At 67.8% G+C, this 26,032-nt stretch carries 26 protein-coding genes; 20 read left to right on the forward strand and 6 right to left on the reverse strand.

The annotated features are described in order from the left end of the window. Positions 1-11: 11 nt before the first annotated feature. The 5 genes from F817_RS0113365 to F817_RS0113385 form a co-directional block, all read right to left on the reverse strand. Positions 12-503 carry a hypothetical protein gene (locus F817_RS0113365; protein ID WP_024328119.1) on the reverse strand — a complete coding sequence of 164 codons (492 nt, stop codon included), beginning with the start codon at positions 501-503 and terminating at the stop codon, positions 12-14. Positions 504-644: 141 nt separating this feature from the next. Continuing rightward, entirely contained in the window at positions 645-908 is a 264-nt protein-coding gene (locus tag F817_RS0113370; protein ID WP_024328120.1) for a hypothetical protein, read from the reverse strand. A 17-nt stretch (positions 909-925) separates the two neighbouring features. Beyond that, a complete protein-coding gene (locus tag F817_RS0113375) occupies positions 926-2,332 on the reverse strand; it encodes a deoxyribodipyrimidine photo-lyase (protein WP_024328121.1) in 1,407 nt (468 codons plus the stop codon). Continuing rightward, positions 2,332-3,900, reverse strand: a complete 1,569-nt coding sequence (locus F817_RS0113380; RefSeq protein ID WP_196801222.1) for a cryptochrome/photolyase family protein — start codon at positions 3,898-3,900, stop codon at positions 2,332-2,334. Before F817_RS0113380 ends, F817_RS0113375 begins: the two co-directional genes overlap by 1 nt. Positions 3,901-3,924: 24 nt before the next feature. Next, a complete protein-coding gene (locus F817_RS0113385) occupies positions 3,925-4,935 on the reverse strand; it encodes a MerR family transcriptional regulator (RefSeq protein ID WP_024328123.1) in 1,011 nt (336 codons plus the stop codon). Positions 4,936-5,064: 129 nt separating this feature from the next. Between F817_RS0113385 and F817_RS0113390 the strand changes: the two genes are divergently transcribed. Together F817_RS0113390 and F817_RS0113395 are read left to right on the forward strand one after the other, a co-directional pair. Continuing rightward, complete coding sequence (locus F817_RS0113390) at positions 5,065-6,954, forward strand: thioredoxin domain-containing protein (RefSeq protein ID WP_024328124.1); 1,890 nt, start codon at positions 5,065-5,067, stop codon at positions 6,952-6,954. A 399-nt stretch (positions 6,955-7,353) separates the two neighbouring features. Next, positions 7,354-8,691, forward strand: a complete 1,338-nt coding sequence (locus tag F817_RS0113395) for a DUF3422 family protein (RefSeq protein ID WP_024328125.1) — start codon at positions 7,354-7,356, stop codon at positions 8,689-8,691. 30 nt (positions 8,692-8,721) lie between these two features. Here F817_RS0113395 and F817_RS0113400 read toward each other — a convergent pair whose 3' ends face one another. After that, the gene (locus F817_RS0113400) at positions 8,722-9,534 is read right to left on the reverse strand and encodes an inositol monophosphatase family protein (RefSeq protein ID WP_024328126.1); all 813 of its coding nucleotides are present in this window, start codon (positions 9,532-9,534) and stop codon (positions 8,722-8,724) included. A gap of 147 nt (positions 9,535-9,681) precedes the next feature. Between F817_RS0113400 and F817_RS0113405 the strand changes: the two genes are divergently transcribed. The 18 genes from F817_RS0113405 to der all read left to right on the forward strand — a co-directional run bounded on the left by F817_RS0113405 (position 9,682) and on the right by der (position 26,026). Continuing rightward, a complete protein-coding gene (locus tag F817_RS0113405) occupies positions 9,682-10,428 on the forward strand; it encodes an RNA methyltransferase (protein WP_024328127.1) in 747 nt (248 codons plus the stop codon). Between the two features lie 57 nt (positions 10,429-10,485). After that, positions 10,486-11,313 (forward strand): serine O-acetyltransferase, encoded by an 828-nt coding sequence (gene cysE, locus F817_RS0113410; RefSeq protein ID WP_196801223.1) that lies wholly within the window; start codon positions 10,486-10,488, stop codon positions 11,311-11,313. Positions 11,314-11,371: 58 nt separating this feature from the next. Further along, on the forward strand, positions 11,372-11,884 hold the full coding sequence (locus F817_RS0113415) for an Rrf2 family transcriptional regulator (protein ID WP_024328129.1): 513 nt from the start codon (positions 11,372-11,374) through the stop codon (positions 11,882-11,884). Positions 11,885-11,890: 6 nt separating this feature from the next. After that, positions 11,891-13,114, forward strand: a complete 1,224-nt coding sequence (locus F817_RS0113420; RefSeq protein WP_024328130.1) for an IscS subfamily cysteine desulfurase — start codon at positions 11,891-11,893, stop codon at positions 13,112-13,114. A gap of 54 nt (positions 13,115-13,168) precedes the next feature. Beyond that, a complete protein-coding gene (gene iscU / locus F817_RS0113425) occupies positions 13,169-13,579 on the forward strand; it encodes a Fe-S cluster assembly scaffold IscU (protein WP_024328131.1) in 411 nt (136 codons plus the stop codon). A 7-nt stretch (positions 13,580-13,586) separates the two neighbouring features. Then, entirely contained in the window at positions 13,587-13,910 is a 324-nt protein-coding gene (iscA, locus tag F817_RS0113430) for an iron-sulfur cluster assembly protein IscA (RefSeq protein WP_024328132.1), read from the forward strand. A 108-nt stretch (positions 13,911-14,018) separates the two neighbouring features. After that, complete coding sequence (hscB, locus tag F817_RS0113435) at positions 14,019-14,546, forward strand: Fe-S protein assembly co-chaperone HscB (RefSeq protein ID WP_024328133.1); 528 nt, start codon at positions 14,019-14,021, stop codon at positions 14,544-14,546. 15 nt (positions 14,547-14,561) lie between these two features. Beyond that, on the forward strand, positions 14,562-16,445 hold the full coding sequence (gene hscA, locus F817_RS0113440; RefSeq protein ID WP_024328134.1) for a Fe-S protein assembly chaperone HscA: 1,884 nt from the start codon (positions 14,562-14,564) through the stop codon (positions 16,443-16,445). A gap of 4 nt (positions 16,446-16,449) precedes the next feature. After that, positions 16,450-16,788 carry an ISC system 2Fe-2S type ferredoxin gene (gene fdx, locus F817_RS0113445; protein ID WP_024328135.1) on the forward strand — a complete coding sequence of 113 codons (339 nt, stop codon included), beginning with the start codon at positions 16,450-16,452 and terminating at the stop codon, positions 16,786-16,788. 14 nt (positions 16,789-16,802) lie between these two features. Next, positions 16,803-17,006, forward strand: coding sequence for a Fe-S cluster assembly protein IscX (iscX, locus tag F817_RS0113450; RefSeq protein ID WP_017942414.1), 204 nt, complete (start codon positions 16,803-16,805; stop codon positions 17,004-17,006). Positions 17,007-17,427: 421 nt separating this feature from the next. Further along, positions 17,428-17,859: a nucleoside-diphosphate kinase gene (ndk, locus tag F817_RS0113455; protein WP_017942415.1), complete on the forward strand. Its 432-nt coding sequence runs from the start codon at positions 17,428-17,430 to the stop codon at positions 17,857-17,859. A gap of 394 nt (positions 17,860-18,253) precedes the next feature. Beyond that, positions 18,254-19,387, forward strand: coding sequence for a 23S rRNA (adenine(2503)-C(2))-methyltransferase RlmN (gene rlmN / locus F817_RS0113460; RefSeq protein WP_024328136.1), 1,134 nt, complete (start codon positions 18,254-18,256; stop codon positions 19,385-19,387). Beyond that, positions 19,384-20,154: a type IV pilus biogenesis/stability protein PilW gene (pilW, locus tag F817_RS0113465; RefSeq protein WP_024328137.1), complete on the forward strand. Its 771-nt coding sequence runs from the start codon at positions 19,384-19,386 to the stop codon at positions 20,152-20,154. The genes rlmN and pilW overlap by 4 nt, the downstream gene beginning before the upstream one ends. Next, positions 20,151-21,335, forward strand: coding sequence for a helix-turn-helix domain-containing protein (locus F817_RS0113470; protein ID WP_024328138.1), 1,185 nt, complete (start codon positions 20,151-20,153; stop codon positions 21,333-21,335). The genes pilW and F817_RS0113470 overlap by 4 nt, the downstream gene beginning before the upstream one ends. Before the next feature lie 43 nt (positions 21,336-21,378). Continuing rightward, entirely contained in the window at positions 21,379-22,659 is a 1,281-nt protein-coding gene (hisS, locus tag F817_RS0113475) for a histidine--tRNA ligase (protein ID WP_024328139.1), read from the forward strand. A 23-nt stretch (positions 22,660-22,682) separates the two neighbouring features. Further along, positions 22,683-23,297 carry a tetratricopeptide repeat protein gene (locus F817_RS0113480; RefSeq protein ID WP_024328140.1) on the forward strand — a complete coding sequence of 205 codons (615 nt, stop codon included), beginning with the start codon at positions 22,683-22,685 and terminating at the stop codon, positions 23,295-23,297. 58 nt (positions 23,298-23,355) lie between these two features. Continuing rightward, a complete protein-coding gene (gene bamB / locus F817_RS0113485) occupies positions 23,356-24,516 on the forward strand; it encodes an outer membrane protein assembly factor BamB (protein WP_024328141.1) in 1,161 nt (386 codons plus the stop codon). A 49-nt stretch (positions 24,517-24,565) separates the two neighbouring features. Then, positions 24,566-26,026 (forward strand): ribosome biogenesis GTPase Der, encoded by a 1,461-nt coding sequence (der, locus tag F817_RS0113490; RefSeq protein ID WP_024328142.1) that lies wholly within the window; start codon positions 24,566-24,568, stop codon positions 26,024-26,026. The last annotated feature ends 6 nt before the right edge of the window (positions 26,027-26,032 follow it).

The following is a 26,032-nucleotide window of genomic DNA, read 5'->3' on the forward strand; positions in this document are numbered from 1 at the left end:
TGCCGTACGGGTCAGTCAATGCGGATGGTGGTGTAGCCCTGGTTCTCGTAGCCCATGATCGACAGGAACGTGTTGCCCACCAGTTCAATCCCGGGCAGCAGGTCATCCTGTGCGAGGTCGAAGCGCCGGGTCGCGATGTGGCAGGCCTCCATGTGGATGCCGTCCAGCGCCTGCAGGCCCTCCAGACGTTCGTGGACGTGGCGTACGGCGGACACGTCTTCGATGTCGAGGTGATCGGTCGAGCGGGCGATCAGCGCGGCCGCGCCGCCACGGAAGGCGAAGACCATCTGCGGCTCCAGGCCCTGGCGCTGCATGTCTTCATAGGTCTCGCGGATCACGCTCAGGCGGGCGATCAGGCGCTCCGGTTCGGCGATGGTGATGTCCCAGAGGATGCGCCCGGTGTCCATGCCGGCAATGGCGCGCTGGTCGCCGGGCTTGTCGGCGAGCGCCAGGCTGGGGAGCAATAGGGCGCACAGCAGGAAGGAAGCAAGAAGGCGTTGCATGGCGTTCGTCCCTTTTTGGCGGAAATCCTGCCTTGAGAGTAGCAGGCTCGCTGGCGCTGTGTGCACACGAGTCCGGGGTCCAGCCCGTGGCGGGGGAGGCCGGACCCGGGGACGGCGGGTTCCGGCCTCCGCAAGCGCCGCTTAGTGACCGTGGTGGCCGTGATGCAGGTATTCCACCCCGTCGAGGCTCTGGATCTCGATCTCGCGCACCGGGATGAAGCGTGCCGATCCCGGGCTCACGATCTCCTCGGTGACGCGGATGCGGTAGGGGGCCTCGTGGTTCAGCAGCTGGCCGACAAAGCGTTGCCCTTCGTGGGTCACGCGTACCGGCGTGGTGTCGTCGTAGCGGCTGAAGTTGTAGCTCACGTCCTTGGGGTATTTCAGGTTCTGTTCGGAAAAGGTCATGGTTGGGCCCGTTGCAGTCAGTGGTCTTTTACGGCCTGGAAGGCCTCGAGTGCGGCCTGGCGGCTGGCTTTCAGGTCCACGATCGGGTCCGGATAGCCGCGGGCGCCGCCGGCACCTGGCGCGTGAATATACCGCGTTTCGACGTCCTGGAGCACGGGGACGAAGCGACGCACAAAGGTCCCGTCCGGATCGTGGCGTTCGCCCTGGGTTCGCGGATTGAAGACGCGGAAATAGGGCGCCGCGTCGGCACCGCAGCCGCCGGCCCACTGCCAGCCGAGGGTGTTGGCGGCGAGGTCGGCGTCCACCAGGGTATCCCAGAACCAGCGGGCCCCGTGCCGCCAGTGCAGGCGCAGGTTCTTGGTCAGGAAGGATCCGACCACCATGCGCAGGCGGTTGTGCATCCAGCCGGTTTCCCATAACTGGCGCATCGCCGCGTCGACGATCGGGAGCCCGGTCTCGCCGTGCTGCCAGGCCTGCAGGTCGCGTCGGGCCTCGCGCCAGGGGAAGGCCTCGAAGCGCGGGTTCAGCGGTTGTTCCGGGGTGTGCGGGAAGTGGTAGAGCACGTGATGGGCGAACTCGCGCCAGCCGAGTTCGCGGACGAAGGCCTCGGGGCCGCCGCTGTCCGGGTGCAGGCCGGCCTGGCGCAGCGCGCGCAGGATCTGGTGCGGTGATATCTCGCCGAAGTGCAGGTGCGGCGACAGGCGCGAGGTGCCGTCGTGGTCCGGACGGTCGCGCTCCACGCCGTAGTGGCGCACCGCGCCGTCGAGGAAATGTTCCAGCCGTTCGAGGGCCGCTCGCTCGCCGGGCGTCCATGCGGCGCGCAGGCCGGCGGCCCAGTCGATGGCGGGCAGGAGTTGGAGGTGTTCGGGCTGCAGGCGGTCGGGCCAGGTGCCGGGTGGCGCGAGGGTAGCGGGCGCGGGCAGCGGGTCGCGGTCGATGCCGCGCTTGAGGCAGGCCTTCCAGAACGGGCTGAAGACCCTGTAGGGCCGACCCTGGCCGGTCTCGACGTCCCAGGGCTCGATCAGCAGGTGGGCATTGAAGCTGTGCACCTCGAGTCCATCGGCGCGCAGCCCGGCCTTGATTTCCGGGTCGCGCAGGACGAAGGCGGGGTCGTACAGGCGGTTCCAGTAGACGGCGGTGGCACCGGTTTCGCGCACGAGGCTTCGCAGGGTCTCGAGGCTGGGGCCGGCGCGCAGGGTCAGGCGGGAGCCCAGCGCGCGCAGGTCACGCTCCAGAGCCTGGAGGCTGTGGTGCAACCACCAGTTGGAGGCGGCGCCCGACTGCCATGGGGCCTCTTCCTCCGGGGCATGGATGAAAACCGGGATGACCGGGCCCCCGCGTTCGCAGGCGGCGTGCAACGCGGGCTGGTCGGCCAGGCGCAGGTCGCGACGCAGCCAGACGAGGGTGGGGCCAGGATCCGGCATCAGATGCGGCCTCCCTGCGCGAGTGCATTGCGGATGTGGCCGGCCCGGTCGCGGATGGCCTGCAGGCGTTCGGGATCCATCTTTTCGACGTGCTTCCATTGCAGTGCGGTGCGCGGATGACGGGCGAAACGGTCGCGGTGGCGGTCGAGGAAGTCCCAGTACAGCGTGGTGAAGGGGCAGGCGTTCTCGCCCACGGCCTCGGCGGCGTCGAACGGGCACTGCCGGCAGTAGTTGCTCATGCGCTGGATGTAGCGCCCGGTCGCAACGTAGGGCTTGGAGGCGATGCGCCCGTCGTCCGCGTACTGTGACATGCCGATCACGTTGGGGAGCTCCACCCACTCCACGGCATCGACATAGATGCCCAGGTACCAGGCGTGGATCTCGGCGGGGTGCACGCCCAGGAGCTGGGCGAACAGCCCGGTGACCATGAGGCGCTGGATATGGTGTGCGTACCCGAGTTTCAGCGTCTGATCCACCGTCTGGTGGAGGCAGTGCATGGAGGTGTCGGCGTCCCAGTAGAGGGCCGGCAGCGGCTGGTCTGCCGCCAGGGCGTTCCACTCGTGCCAGGACTGGCCAAAGTGGAAGTACAGCCCGCGCACATACTCGCGCCAGCCGAGGATCTGGCGGATGAAGCCCTCCACGGAGGGGAGCGGCGCGTGGCCGTCGCGCCAGGTCTGCTCGGCCGCGTCAATCACGCTGCGCGGGTCGATCAGGTGCAGGTTCAGCGCGGCGGACAGGCGGGCGTGGTAGAGCCAGGGACGGTCGGTCCACATCGCGTCCTGACAGGTGCCGAACGCGGGCAGGCGGTGCTGGATAAAGTCGTCGAGGGCCTGCTGCGCCTGTTCCGGGGTGACCGGCCAGTCGAAGTCATCGGCGTGACCCGGAAGGTCCGGGAGGTGCCGGGTGATGTCCTCCAGGCACTCGCGGGTGAGCGCGTCGGGCGGGAAACCCACGGGCTGGGGCAGGGGGCCCGGGCCATCCCGTCCGAAGTGTCCGCGGTTATCGGCGTCGAAATTCCACTGGCCGCCCGCCGGCTCGTGGCCGTTCATCAGCACGGCCAGGGCCGCGCGCTGTTCCCGGTAGAAGTACTCCATGCGCAGCTGCTTGCGCCCTTTGGCCCAGGTCCGAAAGGCCTCCAGCGGGACCAGGAAGTGCGGGTCGTCCAGTATCTCCAGCGGGATGCCCCGGTCGGCACAGGCTCGTTCCAGCTGGAGGAGGACGCGGTGTTCCCCCGGCTGCAGGACCCGGACCTGCCGCGGCCGGAGCTGGTCGAGATCCGCAAGCAGGGCGTTGCCCAGGGTCTGTCGGCTGTGTTCGCCCAGACGGCGGTAGGAAACGGTCAGGCCCTCGTCGCGGCGCTGCGCGGCGAAGTGGCGCATCGCTGACAGGAACAGAAGGGTGCGGGCAACGTGTGACGGCACGTGCCGGGATTCTTCGGTGACCTCGGCCATCCAGAGACAATCCTGCTCGGGGTCCAGATGCTGCAGGCCCGGGTGGTCCGGAGCGAGCTGGTCGCCGAGCACGACCAGGAGGGTGCGCACGGTCGCGGGCGAGGTGGACGGGGCCACGGAGCCGGGAAACGGTGGGGACGGCTACTGGGGCAGGTGCCGCGAGAGCCGCGCCGCGGCTTCCAGGGGCGGCCCGGGCAGGACCTCGATCTCGCGGCCGTGTTCGCACTTCGAAAGCTCCAGGGCCGCCGAGCCCGCAAGGTAGCAGGGCGGACCGGCCTGCTTGAGGATGGCCTCCACCCGGGGGAGCTCGGGGCTGCGCATCAGTTGCGAGGAGCCATGGATGATCAGCGCCGGGGCGTTGAGGCGGCGCATCAGGGTCTCCAGGCCCTCGGGGCTGGTGGCGTCGAACAGGGGCAGGGTCTTCAGGCCGCGGCGGGCGCAGGCGAGCTGCAGCAACATGCCGCCGACCTGCTGGTGACCGCCGCCCAGCACCAGGCAGGGGTAGGCGGGGTCATCGCAGGCCCGGGTCGCGGTGCGCAACTGATCGGCGAAGGCCGCGGTGGCCCAGGCCGCGAAGATGGCCAGGCGGACTTCGCCTTCGGCGTCGTGCCGGGACTCCTCGCGCAGGCGGCGGTAGACCTCGAGGAAGGCGCTTTCGTGGACGCCATCCCAGCCGTGGCGCATGACCTGCCGGGCGTAGGTGCGATCCAGTTCACCGACGTCCAGATCCGTGACCGAGTCGTACAGGGCCTCGGCGAGAGGGTCCATGGTGTGGGGGGCGATCCCGGGGCTGGCACTCGTGCGCCGTTGAGGCCGCCTGGTGTTCTCCGGGGTCGTCCCGGTCTTGCTCGGCTCGGACCGGGCGGGTGCCGACGCGGGTTCGTCATCCAGGACCCGATGGACCTGGGACACCGGTATGCCCTGTTCCAGCAGCTCCATGATCCGCTTGATCCGCGCGATGTCACCAAGGCTGTAGAGCCGGTGACCCTTGGGTGTGCGCATCGGGCGAATCAGCCCGTAGCGGCGCTCCCAGGCACGTAGCGTCACGTCGTTGATGCCCGTCTCCGCGCATACGTGCCGGATCGGGTACAGGCCTTCTTCGTCGTGGGGTTCGATGTGCGTCGCGCTCGCCATGAATAAATTGTACGACATTTATACAGCGCATGTACAAGCGGTGAAATATGTGCTGCGATCCGCGTGGCCCCGGGAATGGGAATGAACCTTCCCGGTCTGCGCGTCCCAAAGGGTAGCAACCTTTTTTCGTTGTTGCTGGAGGATCGCATGTTTGCACCGCTCGGAAATCGCTGGTCCGGACTCCTCGCCCCGCTGCTGCTGGCGGCGCTGGCCGCACCCGGCAGCGTCCAGGCCAATCCGGAGATGGCCGACAGCATTTCGCCCTATCTGCGCCTGCACGTGGAGGATCCGGTTCAGTGGCGTGCCTGGGATCCGGCCCTCCTCGAGAAGGCGAAGGAGGAGCAGCGGCCGCTGTTGATCTCCAGTGGCTATTACTCCTGTTACTACTGCCATGTGATGCAGGAGGAGAGCTTCAAGGACGAAGGTATCGCCGAGCGCCTGAACGAGAATTTCATCCCGGTGAAGGTGGATCGCGAGGTCAACGGGGCACTGGACAGCTACCTGCTGGAGTTCCAGCGCGCCACCGCCGGCAGCGCGGGCTGGCCGCTCAACGTGGTGGTCACGCCCCGCGGGCACGCGCTGACCGGCGTGGTGTACGCCCCGCGCGATCAGTTCGCCGAATTCCTCGATGGCATTACCCAGCGTCTGGAGGCGGACTACGACCGGCTGGTGGATCTCGCTCGGCGCGGTAGCGAGGAGTTGACCCAGCAGTTGCGCGAGGGCGAGGAGCCAATGTCGGAAAGCCGTGCCGGCCGCCTGCCGCAGGTATTGTGGAACCGGCTGGAACGCGAGGCGGACGATCTGCAGGGCGGCTTTGGCAGCTCTACCAAGTTCCCGCATTCGCCGTATCTGTACGCAATGCTGGAGGCCGAACAGGCCGGTACGGCCCCCGGGTGGGTTGCGGAATTCCTGGAGATCACCCTGGACGAGATGGCCCACTCCGGCCTGCGCGATGTGCTGGGGGGCGGTTTCTTCCGCTATTCCGAGTCGCCGGACTGGAACGAACCGCACTTCGAGGTGATGCTGGAGGATCAGGCCCAACTGGCGCTGGTGTACCTGCGTGCCGGCGACCATTTCGGCCGCGACGACTGGGTCGAGCTGGGACTGGAGAATCTCGATTTCGTCAAGCGCGACATGGCTCTGCGCGAGGACGAGACCGGAGACCGGGCGGAGACCGCCGAGGACGGGTTCCGCGGGTTCGCGTCGAGCCTGTCGGCGGTCGACGACGAGGGGCGCGAGGGCGGTGCCTACCTCTGGCCCGAGGCGGATCTCGAGTCCGCGCTGGCGGACCACGAGCATCCGGGGCTGGTGCGCGCCTGGTTCGGCATGGAGGGCAGTTCGGTGTTCGATCTCGGCTACCTGCCACGGCGTGGCGCGGGGGTCGAGGCCCTGGCAGAGCGCTTTGACCTGGACGAGGAGGCGGTGCGCGAACAGGTGGCCGCCGGGCGCGAGGCGCTGATCCGGGCCCGCGAGGCGCGCGGCCTGCCGCGCGACGAGAAGGTCCTGACCGGGGCGCACGGTCTGCTGCTCTCCGCCCTGGCGGAGGGCGCGCAGCATGATGAGCGCTTCCTGGAGGCCGGTGCGGCGGTGTATGCCTGGCTGCTGGAGGTTGCTTCCGATGCGGATGAACTGCCCGCGCTGATGGGCCTGCCCGCCGCGCAGGCGGGGGCCGCCACGTTGAACGATTACGCCTTTGTTGCGCGCGGACTGCGCGACTGGAAGGCCGCCACGGGCGAGGGCGAGCAGGCCCCGGCGCTCGCATTGCTGGAAGCGGCCTGGGAGCGCTTCCGCGACGACGACGGCTTTCGCTCGGAGCCGGAGCCGCCGCTGCCGGGGATGATCTCACAGCGCTTCCATCCGGCGGTGCACCGGCCGTCGCCGACAACCCTGATTTTCCGTCTCAGCGAGGCGTGGGCCGGGGACAGCGAGGCGGTGGATGCGGCGTTCGGGGAGTACGACTTGCGCCCGGGGCGTGCCATCGAAACCGATCCCGAACACCACGCCCGCCTGGTCCTCTGGCTGCAGGAGCGCGATTAGGGAAACCCCGATTCATGTACCCAATGGCGTGGGTAGCCGAGGTTTTCCGAGACTCGGCGTCTAACGCAGCGGGTGGTGGTCGACCCGCTGCGTGCCGCAGGATTGTGGGCAATGGGGCGCTCACCCTTCGAAGCCTCGTTCGCCCGTCGTTGCTGAAAACGGGCTGGCGGATTGCGTTGCGGCCCGCCTTCGCAGCTCGGCTACACTGCACTCAGCGGGCCTGGTCAGCACGCCAGGGCGACTCGAGGGCGAATGTGGGCATGAATCCGGCTTTTCATCTGGAGCGGGGCCCCGGTTGGAGCGGCACTCCGGTCGGCAGGATTTCCGGGCCGTGCGTGTCCCCTTGCGCCGGCGCGGCCTGTCCCGGCTGCTGGCAACCGTTTACAGGCTGAATCCGTGATGAAAGAGAGTCCGTCCCTGCCCCCGAGCCACCCCCTGCGGGAGGCGATCCACGACGAGGTCCACGCGCGCTTCTACGAGCCGCTGGACGCGCCTGCCAGGGCTTCATGGCTGGCCTTGTTGTCGCCCCGTGACTCCATCGGCCGCGAACGCGAGCTGGTGGCTTCGCTCTGCCATCGCTTTGGAAGCGAGGAACCGCTCCCGGAGAAAAATTTCGTTGCCTGTGATCTCGGGACGTTCCGCATGCGCTGGGAACGCCACAACGAGTTCTCCACGTGGTCATTCTTCGTGACCGGGGAAACGGTCAGCGATCCGTTCGCCGATCCGGCGATCAACCGGGTACCGGCGGACTGGCTGGCCGAGCTGCCGGGTAGCACGATCGCCGCGATCCATCTGGCGCTGGAGTCGCGGGACATGCCGGAACGGACCGTCGAGGAGCTGGAGGCTGTATTCGCCCCGCATGCCTTCGTCGGCAACGGCGTGGCCGGCGGTGACGGCCTGGTGTGGACGGATTTCCGGGTCCACGAAGACGGCTTCTCCCGCTTCCTGGTGCGCGATATCGACCTCACCCGGCGTGAGGCCGGGCGAATTGCCCAGCGCCTGTTCGAGCTGGAGACCTACCGCTTGCTGGCCCTGCTGGCGCTCCCGCTGGTCCGTGAGCTGATGCCGGAACTCGACGAGCTCGAGAGTCGCCTGAACGATATCAACGACGAGATGGCGGGCATCACCGAGCAGTTCGCCGCGTCCGAGCGCGAGGAGCATTTGCTGGCCGTACTCTCCGACCTTGCATCCGATGTCGAGCGCTTGAGCAGCTATGCCGGCAGCCGTTTCCATGCCTCCCGCGCCTATGCCTCGCTGGTCAACAAGGGTGCCGAGGAGTTGAGGACGGTGCGCATGCCGGGGCTGCAGACGCTGTGCGAGTACCTCGGCTGGCGCATGGATCCGGCCATGGGTACCTGTGCGTCGCAGGCGGAACGGCTGGAGGTGCTGTCGATGCGCGTCCATCGCACTGGAGCGTTGTTGCGCACCCGGGTGGATGTGACGCTGGAACGGCAGAACCGCGATCTGCTGGGCTCGATGAACCGGCGCGCCGATCTGCAGTTGCGCCTGCAGCGCACGGTGGAAGGGCTTTCGGTGGTGGTGATCAGCTACTACCTGACCAGCCTGGTGGCCTACCTGCTACGTGGACTGGACGAGGTCGTCGCGGTGCAGGTACCGGTGAACCTGGCCATCGGGGTGGCGGTGCCGGTCGTGGTCGCGGGGGTGTGGTTCTCCCTGAGGTCGATGCGCACGCGCATCGAGCGCAAGGTCAGGCGCGGGGCTGACAGTGGGGGCTGACACCCGGTGCCCGGGGGCGGCGCGAGGCCTTCAGGCATCGGTGCGGCTGCTGGCTTCCTTTTCCGCTTTGTGCAGGCGCTGGAGCATGGCCTTGAGGACCTTCGGGTTGCCGGCGACGACGTCGCCACGGCGCATCACGTCCGGGTTGCCCTGCCAGTCGCTGACCACGCCGCCGGCTTCCTGTACCAGCAGCAGGCCCGCGGCCATGTCCCAGGGCTGCAGGCCCATCTCCCAGAAGCCGTCAAAGCGCCCGCAGGCGACCCAGGCCAGGTCCAGTGCGGCCGAGCCGGGGCGGCGTACCCCGGCGGTGCCGGGTACCAGGTGGCGCAGGCTGCTCAGGTAGCGCTCCAGGTCCTGGCCCTCGCGGAACGGGATGCCGGTGCCCAGCAGGGCGCCGTTGAGGTCCTTGCGTTCGGTAACGCGGATGCGGCGGCTATTGAGGAAGGCGCCGGCGCCGCGCGTGGCGGTAAACAGCTCTTCCTTCAGCGGGTCGTAGACCACTGCCTGCTCCAGCCGGCCCTTGTGTTTCAGGGCGATGGAGATGCCGTACTGCGGGATTTCGCGCAGATAGTTGGTGGTGCCGTCCAGCGGGTCGATGATCCACACAAAGTCGGCGTCGCTGCCGCTTTGCTCGCCGCCTTCCTCGGCCATGATCGAGTGGTCGGGATAGGCGCGGCGCAGGGTCTGCACGATGGCCTGTTCGGCGGACAGGTCGACGTCCGACACCCAGTCGTTGCGGGCCTTCTCGCGGGTGTTCATGCGATCCGGCCGTCCCCAGGCGCGGGTGGTGATGCGTCCGGCCTCGCGGGCCGCCGATACCGCCGTGTTCAGCATGGGGTGCATGGGGTCTCCTGGTGTTCTGCGGGGTGTCCGGCGGGCCTCTCTGGCAAGCCGCGGGAAGGCCGCGAACAATACACAAGCGGCTCTTTTTTGGGAAGTCGCGGGTGCCCGTGTGTACAATCCGTGGCCTTTGACGAGGGGGCTCCACGAATGGAAGAACGCCTGGGCCGGGCGCGGGTCGTGCTGGTGGGTACGACGCATCCGGGCAATATCGGTTCGGCCGCGCGCGCGATGAAGGCCATGGGGATCGCCGATCTGGTGCTGGTGGCGCCGGAGAAATTCCCGCATGCCGACGCGACGGCGCTGGCCTCGGGGGCGGATGACCTGCTGGCCCGGGCGCGGGTGGTGGAGGATCTGGCCACCGCCGTTGCCGACTGCGTGTGGGTGGTGGGCACCAGCGCGCGGCTGCGCACCCACTCGGTGCCGGTCCTGGGGCCCGACGTCGCGGCCGGGCAGGTACTCGCGCATGCATCCGCGGGGCCGGTGGCCCTGGTCTTCGGCCGCGAGCACAGTGGCCTGACCAACACCGAGCTGGATCACTGCAATGCCTTCGTGCAGATCCCGACGGTACCGGATTTCAGTTCCCTGAATCTGGCCGGCAGCGTCCAGGTGATGACCTACGCGCTGCGCATGGCCGCGCTGGGTGGTCCGGAAGACATCGCGTCCCCCGCCGCGAGCGCGGAGGAGGCCGAGCGCGACCCGCTGGCGACCCAGGCGGAGATGGAAGGCTTGTTCCGGCATTTCGAACAGGCCCTGACCACCATCGAGGTCCTCGACCCGGACAATCCTCGCAACCTGATGCGGCGGTTGCGGCATCTTTACCTGCGCGCCGGGCTGAGCGCCAGCGAGGTGCGCATGCTGCGCGGTATATTGACGCACACCGAAAGGGGCCGCTGAGGCCGCGTGCGCACTGCGTGATAACCTAGTGGAGTACTCAGGATTTGAGGCCGGTTGATGTTTGACAGGATGCGCGAGGACATTCGCTGCGTGTTTGACCGTGACCCGGCGGCACGCAACGCCTTCGAGGTGCTGACCGCGTACCCCGGGCTGCATGCACTGTGGTATCACCGACTCGCGCACTGGCTGTGGAATCACAAGATGCGCTGGCTGGGGCGGGTAGTCGGCAACTTCAGCCGCTGGGTGACCGGGATCGAGATCCATCCGGGGGCGACCCTTGGCCGGCGGTTTTTTATCGACCACGGCATGGGCGTCGTGATCGGCGAGACCGCCGAGGTCGGCGACGACTGCACCATCTACCACCAGGTGACCTTGGGCGGCACGACCTGGGAGGGTGGCAAGCGCCACCCGACGCTCGGCAACGAGGTGGTGATCGGTGCGGGCGCCAAGCTGCTCGGCCCCATCCACGTCGGAAACCATGCGCGCATCGGCTCCAACGCGGTCGTGCTGAAGGACGTGCCGGCGGATGCAACGGCGGTGGGGATCCCCGCCCGGGTGATCGGCCCGCGCCGGGAACCGGACCCGGGTTTCCAGCAGATGGCGGATCGCATGGGCTTCGATGCCTACGGCCTGTCGCGCGACATGCCGGACCCGGTGGCAAACGCCATTCATCGCATCGTGCAGCGCGTGCACGACCTGGACGAACGCATGGAGCGGGCCTGCCAGGCGCTCAAGCGTGCCGGCATCGACCCGGGCGAGGCCCTGGGCGAGGACGAATCCGGCCCGCTGGAGGCCTGCGATCTCGAGGGCCTGGAACCGGATGAATGCGAGGTTCCGGTGAGCACGGCGAGCGAACAAGAACGTAAACAGCAGGGGAATACTTGATCGTTTTGGTCAGGTATTGCTAAGCTTGCCGGCAAATGACCGACAAGTGCACTCAACCATGAAACTGACGACCAAAGGCCGCTACGCCGTGACCGCCATGCTGGATGTGGCGATGCATACCCGCAACGGGCCGGTATCCCTGGCCGAAGTGGCGCGCCGGCAGAAGCTTTCATTGTCCTATCTGGAGCAGCTTTTTTCCAGGCTGCGCCGCAAGGGCCTGGTGAACAGCAGCCGCGGGCCGGGCGGAGGCTATGCCCTCAGCCGCGAGCCGGAAGGCATCAGCGTGGCCGAGATCGTGGTCGCGGTGGACGAACCGGTCGACGTGACCCGCTGCGGTGGCAAGGCCAACTGCAACTCGGATTCGCGCTGCCTGACGCACGACCTCTGGACCGATCTGAGCCAGCAGGTCTACGACTTTCTCAGCACCCGCTCGCTGGCGGATGTATTGCAGCGCCACCGCGAACAAATGGAAAAAGACGGTGTGCAGGAGGTCGTCATGCACGGCACCTCGCTGCAGGCCTCGACCGATAAAAGCCATGCGGCCGCCGAGGCGGCCGCGGAGAGGAGCTAACGCCCCATGAGTGACCTGAAACTGCCGATCTATCTGGATTATTCCTCCACCACGCCGGTCGATGAGCGTGTGGCGGAGAAGATGGCGGGCTGCCTGACCAAGGACGGCCTGTTTGGCAACCCCGCCTCGCGCAGCCACAGCTTCGGCTGGAACGCGGAAAAGGCGGTGGAGAACGCCCGCGGCCAGGTCGCCGAGCTGGTGGGTGCCGATCCCAAGGAGATCATCTGGACCTCCGGTGCGACCGAGGCCGATAACCTGGCGATCAAGGGTGCGGCGCACTTCTACCAGCGCAAGGGCAAGCACATCATCACCGTGAAGACCGAGCACAAGGCCGTGCTCGACACCACGCGCCAGCTCGAGCGCGAGGGCTTCGAGGTGACCTACCTGGGCGTGAAGGAAAACGGCCTGATCGACATGCAGGAGCTGCAAGACGCGATGCGTGACGACACCATCGTGGTGTCGGTGATGCACGTGAACAACGAGATCGGCGTGATCCAGGACATCGAGGCGATCGGCAACCTGTGCCGCGAGCGCGGCATCGTGTTCCACGTGGATGCCGCGCAGTCGACCGGCAAGGTCGCGGTTGACCTGTCGAAGCTGCCGGTGGACCTGATGAGCTTCTCCGCGCACAAGACCTACGGCCCGAAGGGCATCGGCGCCCTGTTCGTGCGCCGCAAGCCGCGCGTTCGCATCGAGGCGCAGATGCACGGCGGTGGCCATGAGCGCGGCATGCGTTCCGGCACGCTGGCGCCGCACCAGATCGTCGGCATGGGCGAGGCCTTCGCGATCGCCGGTGCCGAGATGGGCCCCGAACTCGAACGCATCCGCATGCTGCGCGACCGCCTGTGGGCCGGTCTCGACGGCATGGAAGAGGTCTACCTGAATGGCGATCAGGAGCAGCGCGTCGCGCACAACCTGAACGTGTCGTTCAACTTCGTCGAGGGCGAGAGCCTGATCATGGCGCTGCGCGACATCGCCGTGTCCTCCGGATCGGCCTGTACCTCGGCGAGTCTGGAACCGTCCTATGTCCTGCGCGCCCTGGGCCGCAACGACGAGCTGGCGCACAGCTCGATCCGCTTCTCCATCGGTCGCTACACCACCGTGGAAGAGGTCGATCACACGGTCGAGATCGTGCGCGCCGCGGTCGCCAAGCTGCGCGAGCTCTCGCCGCTGTGGGAGATGTACCAGGACGGCATCGATCTGAGCACCGTCGAGTGGGCGGCCCACTAGGGGCCCGCTCGACACCACTAACGCAACGCGTACACACGCAACAGGAGAACGGTCATGGCTTACAGTGACAAGGTTCTGGACCACTACGAAAATCCGCGTAACGTCGGCAGCTTCGACAAGAACGATGACTCGGTCGGTACCGGCATGGTCGGCGCGCCGGCCTGCGGCGACGTGATGAAGCTGCAGATCAAGGTCAACGACGAGGGCATCATCGAGGATGCCAAGTTCAAGACCTATGGCTGCGGTTCCGCGATCGCCTCCAGCTCGCTGCTGACCGAATGGGTGCGCGGCAAGACCCTGGAAGAGGCGAGCCAGATCAAGAACACCCAGATCGCCGAGGAACTGGCGCTGCCGCCGGTGAAGATCCACTGCTCCGTGCTGGCCGAGGACGCCATCAAGGCGGCGGTCTCGAACTACCAGGAGCGCCACGGCGAGGCCGCCGAAGCCGAGAAGAAATCTGCCTGAGGGCCCTATGGCGATTACAGTGACCGAACCCGCGGCCGAACGCATCCACAGCTTCCTCGAGAAACGGGGCAAGGGCGTGGGCGTCCGGCTGGGCGTCAGGACGACCGGCTGCTCCGGCATGGCCTACGTGGTGGAGTTCGCCGACGATATCGAGGACACCGACACGGTGTTCGAGGATCGCGGCGTGAAGCTGGTCGTGAACCCGAAGTCCCTCGTGTACCTCGACGGGACCGAGCTGGACTTCGGCAAGGAAGGCCTGAACGAGGGGTTCAGGTTCAACAACCCGAACGAGAAGGCGCGGTGCGGCTGCGGTGAAAGCTTCAGCATCTGACTGAGCCTCGTATGCGGGGTGGTGCATGGGGGTCGCGCGGGGATCCGTTCCCGGCGGCCGTCGTCCCACCCCTTTTCTTTTGTTGCCCCGTCGCAAGGCCGAGACTGGATGAACGACCCATTCGAGCAGTTTGACCTGCCGGTCGCCTTCGAGGTGGACCGGCAACAGCTGGACGAGCGCTTTCGCCGGCTGCAGGCGGAGCTGCATCCGGACCGTTTTGTGCGCCAGGGCGATCAGGCCCGGCGCATGGCGGCATCGGTGGCGGCCGACGTGAACGAGGCCTACGCGATCCTGGCGGACGACTACCGGCGCGCTGTGCACCTGTTGGAGCGCACCGGGGTGGATTTCGATCCCGAGCGCGATACCAGCCAGAACATCGAGTTCATCGAGGCGCAGATCGAGTGGCGCGAGCGCCTGGAAGAGGCCGCGGCGGCGCGCGACAGCGAAGCGCTGGAGGTAGCCGGCGGCGAGCTGGAGCAGGCCCGCGCCGCCGCGCGGGCGAAAGTCGCGGAGGCTTTGAAGGACCCGGAGGCACCGGCAGAAGACGCCAAGGACCGGGTGCTGGAGCTGCGCTTCTTCGACCGCCTGCTGGACGAGATGAAACGAACCCGACGAAACCTGGCTGCGGCCGAGTGAAGGAGCCGATTTTCGATGGCCTTACTGCAGATCACTGAACCCGGAGCTGACTCCGCCCCGCACCAGCGGCACCTGGCGGCCGGGATCGATCTCGGCACCACCCATTCGCTGGTCGCGACCGTGCGCAGCGGTGAGGTGGACACGCTGCCGGACGAGCAGGGGCGGCATATCCTGCCGTCGGTGGTGCACTACGCCGCGGACGGCGTAACCGTGGGTCATGCGGCGGCCGAACATGCGGCGGACGACCCGCACAACACCATCGCCTCGGTGAAGCGCCTGATCGGGCGGGGGGCGGCGGATGTCGCGACACTGTCCGGCGAGCTGCCGTTCCGGCTCAAGACCGGCGAGTCCAGCGTGCCGCGGATCGAGACGGCGGCGGGCGACAAGACCGCCGTGGAAGTGTCCGCGGAGATCCTGCAGACGCTGCGGGCGCGCGCCGAAGCGACCCTGGGCGACGAGCTCGAGGGCGTCGTGATTACCGTGCCCGCGTATTTTGATGATGCCCAGCGCCAGGCCACGCGCGACGCCGCGCAGCTGGCCGGGCTCAACGTCTTCCGTCTGATCAGCGAGCCGACCGCGGCGGCCGTCGCCTACGGCCTGGACCAGGGCGAGGAAAGCACCATCGCCGTCTATGACCTGGGCGGCGGGACCTTCGATATCTCCATCCTGCAGCTGCGCCGGGGCGTGTTCGAGGTGCTGGCGACCGGCGGCGATTCGGCCCTGGGCGGCGACGACATCGACCGCGCCATCGCCGACTGGCTCCTGACCCAGGCTGGCATGGGCGGGGAGACCGATCCGCAGCGCCTGCGCCGCGTGTTGCTGGCCGCGCGCCATGCCAAGGAGGCCCTGACCGACGTCGCGAGCACCACGGTCGAGGTCGTGCGCGCTGATGGTTCCACCTGGTCCGGCGAGATGGATCGCGACACCCTGGTGGAACTGGCCCGCCCGCTGCTGGAGCGCACCATGACCGCCTGCCGGCAGGTGCTGGCGGACGCGGGGCTGGAGAAAGACGGCATCGACGAGGTCGTGCTGGTCGGTGGGTCCACTCGCATGCCGGCGGTGCGCGAGGCGGTGGAGGGCTACTTCGGCCGGACCCCGCGCGCCGGGATCGATCCGGACCGCGTGGTCGCGATCGGGGCCGCGCAACAGGCGGACATCCTGGCCGGCAACAAGCCGGATACCGAGCTGGTGTTGCTGGATGTGATCCCGCTGTCGCTCGGGCTGGAGACGATGGGGGGGCTGGTCGAGTTCATCGTCCCGCGCAACACTACCATCCCGGTCACGCGGGCGCAGGAGTTCACCACCTTCAAGGACGGCCAGACCGCGATGTCGTTGCACGTCGTGCAGGGCGAGCGCGACGTGGTCGACGCCAACCGCTCGCTGGCCCGGTTCACGCTTTCCGGCATCCCGCCAATGGTCGCCGGTGCGGCGCGCATCCGCGTGACCTTCCAGGTGGACGCCGACGGGTTGCTGAACGTGACCGCGCGCGAGCAGACCCAGGGGGTCGAGGCGCATATCGAGGTCAAGCCGAGCTATGGCCTGACCGACGCCGAGATCGAGCAGATGCTGCGCGATTCGGCGTCCTCGGCCCGCGAGGACATGGAGGCCCGCCGCCTGCGCGAGGAGCTGGTCGAGGCCGACCGGGTGCTCGAGGCACTGGACGCCGCGCTGGAGGCGGATGGCGATCGGTATCTCGAGCCCGAGGAACGCCAGACCATCGAGCAGGCGCGCGACGCCCTGCGCGCCGAGCGCGAGAAGGGCGCGGATCCGGACGCCATCGAGGCCGCCCGCAAGCGCGTGGAGCAGGCCTCGGAGGCCTTTGTCGCGCGGCGCATGAATGACAGCATCCGGCGCGCGCTCGCCGGACACAACGTTAGCGAATACGACGCAGGGAACTGAGAACATGCCCCAGGTAATCTTTCTGCCCCACGAGGAAATCTGCCCCGAAGGCGCCTCCCTCGAGGCCCAGTCGGGCATCAGCATCTGTGATCTCGCACTGCAAAACGGCATCGAGATCGAGCATGCCTGCGAGAAGTCGTGCGCCTGCACGACCTGCCATGTCTACGTGCGCGAAGGTCTCGACAGCCTGGGCGAGCCGACCGAGGACGAGGAAGACATGCTGGACAAGGCCTGGGGCCTGGAGCCGGACTCGCGGCTTTCCTGCCAGGCCATTGTGGCGGACAGCGATCTCGTGGTGGAACTGCCGAAGTACACCATCAACCAGGTCTCCGAAAACCACTGAGCGAGGGATAGGCGATGAAGTGGACCGATACCCAGGAAATCGCGATGCAGCTGGCCGACGAACACCCGGACGTCGACCCGCGCAACATCAACTTCATGGACCTGCGCCAGTGGGTGATGGGCCTGCCGGACTTCGATGACGACCCGGACCGCTCGGGCGAGCGCATCCTCGAGGCGATCCAGCTCGCCTGGATGGACGAGGCCGACGTCGACGACTGACCGGACGCCTTGGTGGTCCAAGGCGTTTATTCACCACGAAGCCCACGAAGACACGAAGAAAGTCAAAAGCGATCAACAGGAAGATTGGAAGGCGGGAAGATTCTGGGTGTAGGCCGCAGTGTCATGGCTGGACGGATAGGCAGGCATTGCCGCCCATCCACCGACAGGCGCACCAAAAACAAAATCTTCCTATCTTCCCGTCTTCCTGTGCAATTTGTTCGCCCTTGAATTTCTTCGTGGGCTTCGTGGTGAAATCACGGTTTTTGGCGCCGGATTGCCGCGAAGGCGTCAGGTCGCTAGACTACGCGCCGCACGTTGTGTCCGCGTCGTTTTGCGTTGGGAACCCGCCGTTCGGCGGGTTCTCGCGTTTGCACCCGGGCCCGGCGACCGAAATCAATCCAAGTAGCAGGAGAGCCGCCCCATGGCCGTTGAACGCACCCTTTCCATCATCAAGCCCGACGCCGTTGCCAAGAACGCGATCGGCGACATCATCGGCCGCTTCGAGAAGGCCGGCCTGAAGGTCGTCGGCGCGCGCATGATGCACCTGAGCCGCGAGCAGGCCGAAGGCTTTTACGACGTGCACAAGGAACGCCCGTTCTTCAATGACCTGGTCGAGTTCATGATCTCCGGCCCGGTGCTGGTTCAGGTCCTGGAAGGTGAGGACGCCATCGCCAAGAACCGCGACATCATGGGCGCGACCAACCCGAAGGAAGCGGCTCCGGGCACCATCCGCGCCGACTTCGCTGTTTCCATCGACGAGAACGCCGTGCACGGCTCCGATGCCCCGGAAACCGCCGAGCGCGAGATCGCGTTCTTCTTCGGTGACGACGGCGTCTGCCCGCGTACCCGATAAGAGCTCCGCAGGCACCAAGGGAAACACTGATCAATGTACACGCTCGCGCTCGAGTCGCTTTTGCGTGCGAACAAGGCGCGGTGACTGCCGTGCAGTCATTCTGCACAAGGGAGCCGCAACGCAGTTCCCACGCCCGTTTTTGATCAACAACGGGCGGCCGAGCCCCTTCGGGGTTGGCGCCCCAGGTTCCCCGATCCTGCGTTGCGCCGATTGCGGGTAGAACCACTACCCGCCGCACGACGCGCCTTGTCTCGGACAACCTGGGGTGCCAACGCGAGTGTGTACATTGATCAGTGTTTCCCTAAGGGGCCCGGCTGCACCGCGCAGCGGGCCCCGTAGGCAGGCATCCCTTCGGCACAGTACACTAGGGGACTTGAGCCAACCGGTCCCTGTTATGGCAAGCGCATCCTCCACCCTCCTGAATCTGCTGGGCTACAGCCACCAACAGCTCGTCGAGCTGCTGGCGCAGTGGGGTGAACCGCGTTTTCGTGCCACCCAGCTGATCAAGTGGATCCATCAGCGCGGGGTCACCGACTTCGAGCAGATGACCGACGTCTCGCGCAAGCTGCGCGAGCGCCTGGCCCGCGAGACCGAGATCCGGGTACCCGAGATCGGGCTGGAAAAGGCCTCCTCCGACGGCACCGTCAAATGGGTGTTGCGGCTCCCCGATGGCAATGCCATCGAGACCGTCTTCATCCCCGAGGGCGGCCGCGGCACGCTGTGCATCTCCTCCCAGGTCGGCTGTGCGCTCGACTGCACCTTCTGCTCCACGGCCCAGCAGGGCTTCAACCGCAATCTCACCAGTGCCGAGATCATCGGTCAGGTGTGGCTGGCCATGCAGCGCCTGCCGGCGCCGGAAGGCCGCAAGCGGGCGGTGAGCAACGTGGTCCTGATGGGCATGGGCGAGCCGCTGGCCAATTTCGATGCGGTGGTCCCCGCCTGCCAGTTGATGACCGACGACAACGCCTACGGCCTCAGCCGGCGGCGCGTGACGTTGTCGACCTCCGGGCTGGTGCCGGCCCTGGATCGTCTGAGCGAACACACCGATGTTGCGCTGGCCGTCAGCCTGCATGCGCCGAACGATGCATTGCGTGACCGCCTGGTGCCGATCAATCGCAAGTACCCGATTGCCCGGCTTCTGGACAGTTGCCGCCGCTACGTCGAGGCGACCGAGGCCCACAGCGGCGTGACCTTCGAATACGTCCTGCTGGCGGGGGTGAACGATCAGCCCGAGCACGCCAACGAGCTTGCCGCGCTGTTGCGCGGCATCCCCGGCAAAATCAACCTGATCCCGTTCAATCCGTTCCCGGGAGCCCCGTTCGACCGCCCGCGCGAGACCGATGTGCTGGCGTTCGAGCGGCGCCTGCAGAAGGCCGGCTACGTCACCACCGTGCGTCGGACGCGCGGCGACGACATCGATGCCGCCTGCGGGCAGCTGGTGGGGCAGGTCGAGGATCGAACCAATCGCGGCATGCGCATGTTCCGCCTGCATGCCGAGTTGCCACAGACGGACCGGAGGGCTTCATGACGGGACGCACGGGTTTGCGCCTGGCGGCGTTGCTGTGCTTGGCGCTGCTGCTGGGGGGCTGTGCCGCGACCGCCGACCGGCCGGTCTCCGGCGAGCGCGAGGAGGCGGCCGAGGTGCATGCCGAGCTCGGGATCGGGTATCTGCGCGAAGGCGAGTTCGAGCAGGCCGAACGCAACCTTCGCCGCGCGCTCGACTATGACCCCGGCTACGCCCTGGCCAACATCGGCATGGCGGCGGTGTACGAGCGCAAGGGCCAGCTGGACCGTGCCGAGGAACACTACCGTCGGGCCCTGCGCCGGGACGAGGGGAACCCCTTCGCCCAGACCAACCTGGGTGCGCTGCTGTGTAGTCGCGAGGACTTCGACGAGGCCCAGGAGCTCTTCGCCCGGGCCATCGACAACCCGGACTACGACCGTCGCGACATCGCCTACATGAATTCCGGCGTCTGTCACGCCGATGCAGGCGACACTGAACAGGCGGAACGTCAGTTGCGGCGTGCACTGGAACTGAACCCGCAGTACCCGCGGGCGCTGCTGGAAATGGCGCGGCTGACCTATCACGCCGACCGCCCCATGCAGACCCGTGCCTTCCTTCAGCGCCTGGACAGCCAGGGCGTGGAGAATGCCGAGACGCTCCTGCTGTGCTACCAGGCCGAGACCGCGCTGGGGAACAGCCGCGCGGCCAATGCCTGCGCCGAGCGCCTGAGCCGCCAGCACCCGGACAGCGAAGAGATGACCGAGCTGCGCCGTCTGGAGCGTGAGGGGTGAGCGATTCGCGCGACAAGGAACCGGATCTGGGCCGGGTCGAGGATGTCGATGACTCGACCGGAAACGTCGCCCCGCTGCGCACCGAGGCGACGGACCCCGACCCGGAGCCGTCGTTCTCCGCCGCCCACGGCCTGACCACCCGCGATCAGCCAGGTGGCACCGAGGCGGAGGTGCCGGGGAACGACGACGAGCCCGGTGCCAGCCTGCGCCGGGCGCGCGAGGCCGCGGGTCACGATACCGCGTCCCTGGCCCGCCGTATCCATCTGGGGCGCGGTACCCTGGAAGATCTGGAGTCCAACCGCTTTCAGCACATGCCGCCGGCGTACGTACGGGGGTATCTGCGCTCCTGCGCGCGCGAGCTTGGTGTGGATGCCGGCCCGTGGATCGAGGCCTTCGAGCGTCATGGCCTGGTGGACCCCGAACTCCGGGCGGTCGCGACACCGTCCGCGCGGGCGCGTCACCAGCGCCGCGGCCGGGGCATCTACTGGCTGGCCCTGTTGCTGTTCGCGATCCTGCTGGGTCTCGGGGTGTACGCCTGGAGTGAACGCACGGGGACCCCGGTCCTGCCGTCGCTGAACCTGGGCGACGCCCGCGAGGCGGTTCCGGGGCTGGGCGGGACCCAGGACGCGGATGTAGACCCACCGGGTCCGCCGGAGACCATTCCCTCGGACAGCGAGCGTGCCGAGCCCGAGACGCCCGCTCCGGCGGGCGTGGCGGAAGAAGCTCCGGTAGAGGAGACCGCCGAATCCCCGATGACCGGGCCCGGCGGGGACGATTCCGCCGAGGCCGCGGCTGAAACCGCGCCGCCCGGGGTGACGGCCGAGTCCCTGACCGAGCGCCTGGCCGTGCCGGAAGAGCCGGCCACGCCCGATGTGGCCGCATTGCCTGAAACCGAGTCCGTGGCCGAGGCCGATTCCGGGCCGGCCGAGGCGGGCGACGGCGCCGAGCTGGTACTGACATTCGAGGAAACCTCCTGGGTGGAGATCCGCGATGCCGATGACGAGGTAGTGCTGACCGGTGTGCTCAGTTCGGGCGATCGCGAGACGCTCCGTCTGGAGCTGCCGGGCCGGGTGATCCTGGGCAACGCCCCTGGCGTCTCGCTGACGCTGGACGGCGAACCGGTGGACCTCGAGCCGCATATCCGTAGCGACCGCACCGCGCGCTTCGATCTGGAAGGCTGAGCCCGGGCCTTCCCGGTCGGCTATCACAACCAAGAAAGACGCCATGAAAGCGATCAAGTCGATCCGCGGGATGCACGACATCCTGCCCGAGTCCATTCACGTCTGGCAGCACCTGGAAGCCACCCTGCGCGAGGTCCTGGAGGGCTACGGCTACCACGAGATCCGTATGCCGATCGTGGAGGCCACGGAGCTGTTCAAGCGCTCTATCGGCGATGTCACCGACATCGTCGAGAAGGAGATGTATACCTTTGACGACCGTAACGGCGACAGCCTGAGCCTGCGCCCCGAGGGGACCGCCAGCTGCGTGCGCGCCGGGATCCAGCACGGGCTGCTGCACAACCAGGTCCAGCGCCTGTGGTACCTGGGGCCGATGTTCCGCCACGAGCGCCCGCAGAAGGGTCGCTATCGTCAGTTCCATCAGGTCGGAGTCGAGGTCTTTGGTCTCCCGGGCCCGGATGTCGACGCCGAGATGCTGGCGATGACGGCGCGGCTGTGGCACATGCTGGGACTGGCGAACGTGCGTCTGGAACTGAATACGCTGGGCACCCCCGAAAGCCGTCAGCGCTATCGCGACCACCTGATTGCCTATTTCGAGCAGCACCGCGACGCCCTGGACGAGGAGGCGCAGCGCCGGCTGTACGACAACCCGATGCGCATCCTCGACAGCAAGCATCCGGAGACCCGAGAGGTCGTTGCGAACGCGCCCAGCCTGATGGATGACCTGGACGACGCCTCGCGCGCCCACTTCGATGGCCTGTGCGCGCATCTCGACGCGCTGGGCATCGCCTACGAGCACAACCCGCGCCTGGTGCGCGGCCTCGATTACTATACGCATACCGTATTCGAGTGGATCACCGATGACCTTGGTGCCCAGGGCACGGTATGCGCCGGCGGCCGCTACGATGGCCTGGTCGAACAGCTCGGCGGGCGCGGGACCCCGGCCATCGGGATGGCCATGGGGCTGGAGCGCCTGGTGGCGCTGCTGGAGGCGCGGGAAGAGGCCCCGGCGGCCCCGGGGCCCGATGCGTACCTGATTGTCGGGGGCGACGAGCTGGTGGGGCCGGCGCTGCAGCTGGCGGAACAGCTGCGTGGCGAGTTGCCGGGGCTGCGCCTGGTGCAGCACTGTGGCGGCGGGAGCTTCAAGTCGCAGATGAAGCGCGCCGACCGGCTGGGGGCGCACTACGCCCTGGTCCTCGGAAGCGACGAACACGCCGCGGGCACCGTGACGGTGAAGCCGTTAAGATCGCAGGGCGGCGAGCAGGTGGCCGTCGACCGTGCATCCCTCGCCGATCATCTGCGCAGCGCCCTCGACGCGCGCTCGTAGCCAACGCAAGGACAGAAGACACGATGAGTTATCTCACCGACGAAGAAAAAGCCGAGCGCATCAAGCAGTGGTGGTCGGACAACGGCCTGGCGATCGTGGCCGGGCTGGTCCTCGGGATCGGCGGCCTGTTTGGCTGGAACTGGTGGAGCGATCGCGAGGAAACGCGGGCCCAGGCGGCCTCCGAGATGTATCAGGCCCTGCAGACGGCCGGACGGACCGGTCAGACCGATCGTGCGCTGGAACTGGCCGATGCGGTGATCGAGCAGGGCCGGGGGACACCCTACCGAGCCCTCGCCTGGGTCTACCGTGCGGACGTGGCGATCGCGCAGGATGACCCCGAGGCCGCGATCGATGCCCTGCAGGCCGCGCGTGACGCCGCGCCGGATCGCGGCTATCGCGAGGTCCTGACCCTGCGTCTGGCCCGTCAGATGATCCTCGCCGAGCGTCTCGATGACGCCGAGGCCACCCTGGCGGACATCCGCAGCGATGCCTTCACGGGGCTCAAGCGCGAGCTGGAAGGCGATCTGGCCCGTGCCCGTGGCGATCGCGAGGCTGCCCGCGAACATTACGAGGCCGCACTGGACGCGGGGCACAGCCCCGAGTACCTGCGCCTGAAGTACGAAGAACTCTCCGTCTAAATTTTCCGTCCAGAGGATTCCTCGCCCGATGTCAGTGCCTTCCCTTGCGAGTCCGGCCGTGCGCCTGCTGATTGCCAGCGCGTTGATCCTGTCCCTGAGCGCCTGCGGTCTGTGGCAGCGCGATACCACCGAGCCGCCCGCGGACCTGCCGGACTTCGAGGCCGAGGGCCAGCCGGAGCGGCTGTGGTCGCGCTCGGTGGGCAGCGGCGGCGAGCGTTTCCTGTGGCAGGTCTACCCGGGCATTACCGATGACCTGGTGGTGATGACCGATGCCGCGGGACGCGTCTCCGGTCTGAATCCCGATGGCGGCAGTCAGCGCTGGCAGGTGCGCCTGGACGATGCCCGCGTCTCCGCCGGCGTGGGGGTCGGGGAAGACCTCGCGGTGGTCGGCACGCTGGACGGCTACGCCATTGGCGTGGATCTCGAAGGCGGTGGCGAGCGCTGGCGGGCCGCGCTCTCCAGCGAGGTTCTGACGGTCTCGGACGTGGCCGCCGGGCTGGTGGTCGTGCGGACCAACGACGGGCGCATCCACGCCCTGGATGCAGCCTCCGGCGCAACCCAGTGGACCGCGCTGCGCACCACTCCCTCGCTCAGCCTGCGCGGGGCCCAGCGCCCGCAGATCACCTCCGGCCGGGTGCTGGCCGGGTTCGACAACGGGCGGCTGCTGATGCTGGGACTCAACCGCGGGAACGTCCTCTGGGAGACGACCCTGGGCGTCCCCAGTGGCCGCACCGAGGTCGAGCGCATGGTGGACGTCGACGGGCACATCCCGTTGTATCGCGGGGCGGCCATCGCCGCGACCTATCAGGGGCGCCTGGCGGCTCTGGACCTGAATTCCGGCGAGATCTTCTGGGCCCGCGACTTCTCGTCCTACCAGGGCGCGGACGTCGATACCGGGTCCGACGTGCTGGTGGTGACCGACGCCGAAAGCCACGTCTGGGGGCTGGAGCCGCGCAGTGGCGGCGACCTGTGGCAGATGGACGGCCTGCGCCTGCGTGGCGTTACCGCGCCGGTCGTGGTGGGGCAGCACGCGATCGTCGGCGACTACGAGGGCTACCTGCACTGGATCGACCTGGAGGACGGGCGCATCGTGGCCCGGCTGCGCGCCAGCTCCGGTTCCGTGGTCACGCGGCCGACCCTGGTGAACGGTACGCTGTACGTCGTTACCGACAACGGGCAGCTGACCGCGGTGAACCCCTCGATCCGGGGCGCCGAGTGAACCACGCCATGCCGGGTCGCCGGGCGCACTGCAACGGGCTGGGCCGCCGATGATCCCGGTGATCGCGCTGGTCGGACGGCCGAACGTCGGCAAGTCCACGCTGTTCAATCAGCTCACGCGCTCGCGCGATGCCCTGGTGGCGGATGTTGCCGGGCTGACGCGCGATCGTCAGTACGGCATCGGCAAGGTCGGCGACTTTCCCTACCTCGTGGTGGACACCGGCGGGCTCTCGGGCGAGGGCGCGGAGATGGACCGCGCGATGGCGGAGCAGACCCGGCGCGCGGTGAACGAGGCGGATCACGTGCTGTTCATGGTGGATGCCCGGGACGGCCTGACGCCGCAGGACCAGGCGATTGCGGACCAGCTGCGCGAGGCCGGCGTGAAGGCTCGCGTGGTGGTGAACAAGACCGATGGTCTGGATGCCGACTCCGTCAGTGCCGAGTTCTACGCCCTGGGGCTCGGGACGATCACGTCCATCGCGGCTGCCCACGGCCGAGGTGTGCAGGGCCTGATGCAGGCCGTGCGCCGGGACGTGGCGGCTGCTCGCCGGGTGTCGACGGATGCCGCCGGCGAGGAACCGGGTGAAGAGACGGCCAGCGACGGTCTCGACGAGGCCTCGCAGCAGGCCGCGCTGGATGACTGGCCGGGCATCCGCGTGGCGATTGTCGGGCGGCCCAACGTCGGCAAGTCGACCCTGGTCAACCGCATCCTGGGCGACGAGCGTGTGGTGGCCACGGATGTCGCCGGTACCACCCGCGACAGTATCTTTGTTCCGTTCGAGCGTGACGGTCAGGACTACACCCTGATCGATACCGCCGGGGTGCGCCGCCGGGCCCGGGTGCACGAGGTGATCGAGAAGTTCAGTGTCATCAAGACACTGCAGGCCATCGAGGCGGCCCACGTGGTGATCCTGGTGGTCGACGCCCAGTCCGGGCTGTCGGATCAGGATTCGCACCTGCTCGGGATGGTGATCGAGGCCGGGCGGGCGCTGGTGCTGGCCGTGAACAAGTGGGACGGCATGGAGGACCACGCGCGCGAACGCATCCGCGACGAGCTGGACCGCCGCCTGGGCTTTGTCGATTTCGCCCGCATGCGCCTGATCTCGGCGCTGCACGGGACCAACGTCGGGCATTTGCTGGACGACGTGCGCGAGGCCCACGCCAGCGCCTTCCGCAAGGTCTCCACGCCGGAACTCACGCGCCTGCTGGAGGCCGCGGTAGCGGAGCACGCCCCGCCGATGGTCAGCGGGCGCCGGATCAAGCTGCGCTACGCCCACCAGGGCGGGCAAAACCCGCCGGTAATCGTGGTCCACGGCAACCAGACCGATTCCCTGCCGGGCAGCTACAAGCGCTACCTCGAAAACTTCTTCCGCAAGCACCTGGAGCTGGTGGGGACGCCCCTGCGGCTGGAATTCCGCTCCGGGCGCAACCCCTACGCCGGGCGCCGCAACAAGCTGACCCCGCGCCAGCAGCAAAAGCGCAAACGCCTGATGCGGCACGTTCGCCGCTGATCGCGA

The sequence above is a fragment of the Thioalkalivibrio sp. AKL19 genome, from assembly GCF_000420165.1.
GTDB lineage: Bacteria > Pseudomonadota > Gammaproteobacteria > Ectothiorhodospirales > Ectothiorhodospiraceae > Thioalkalivibrio.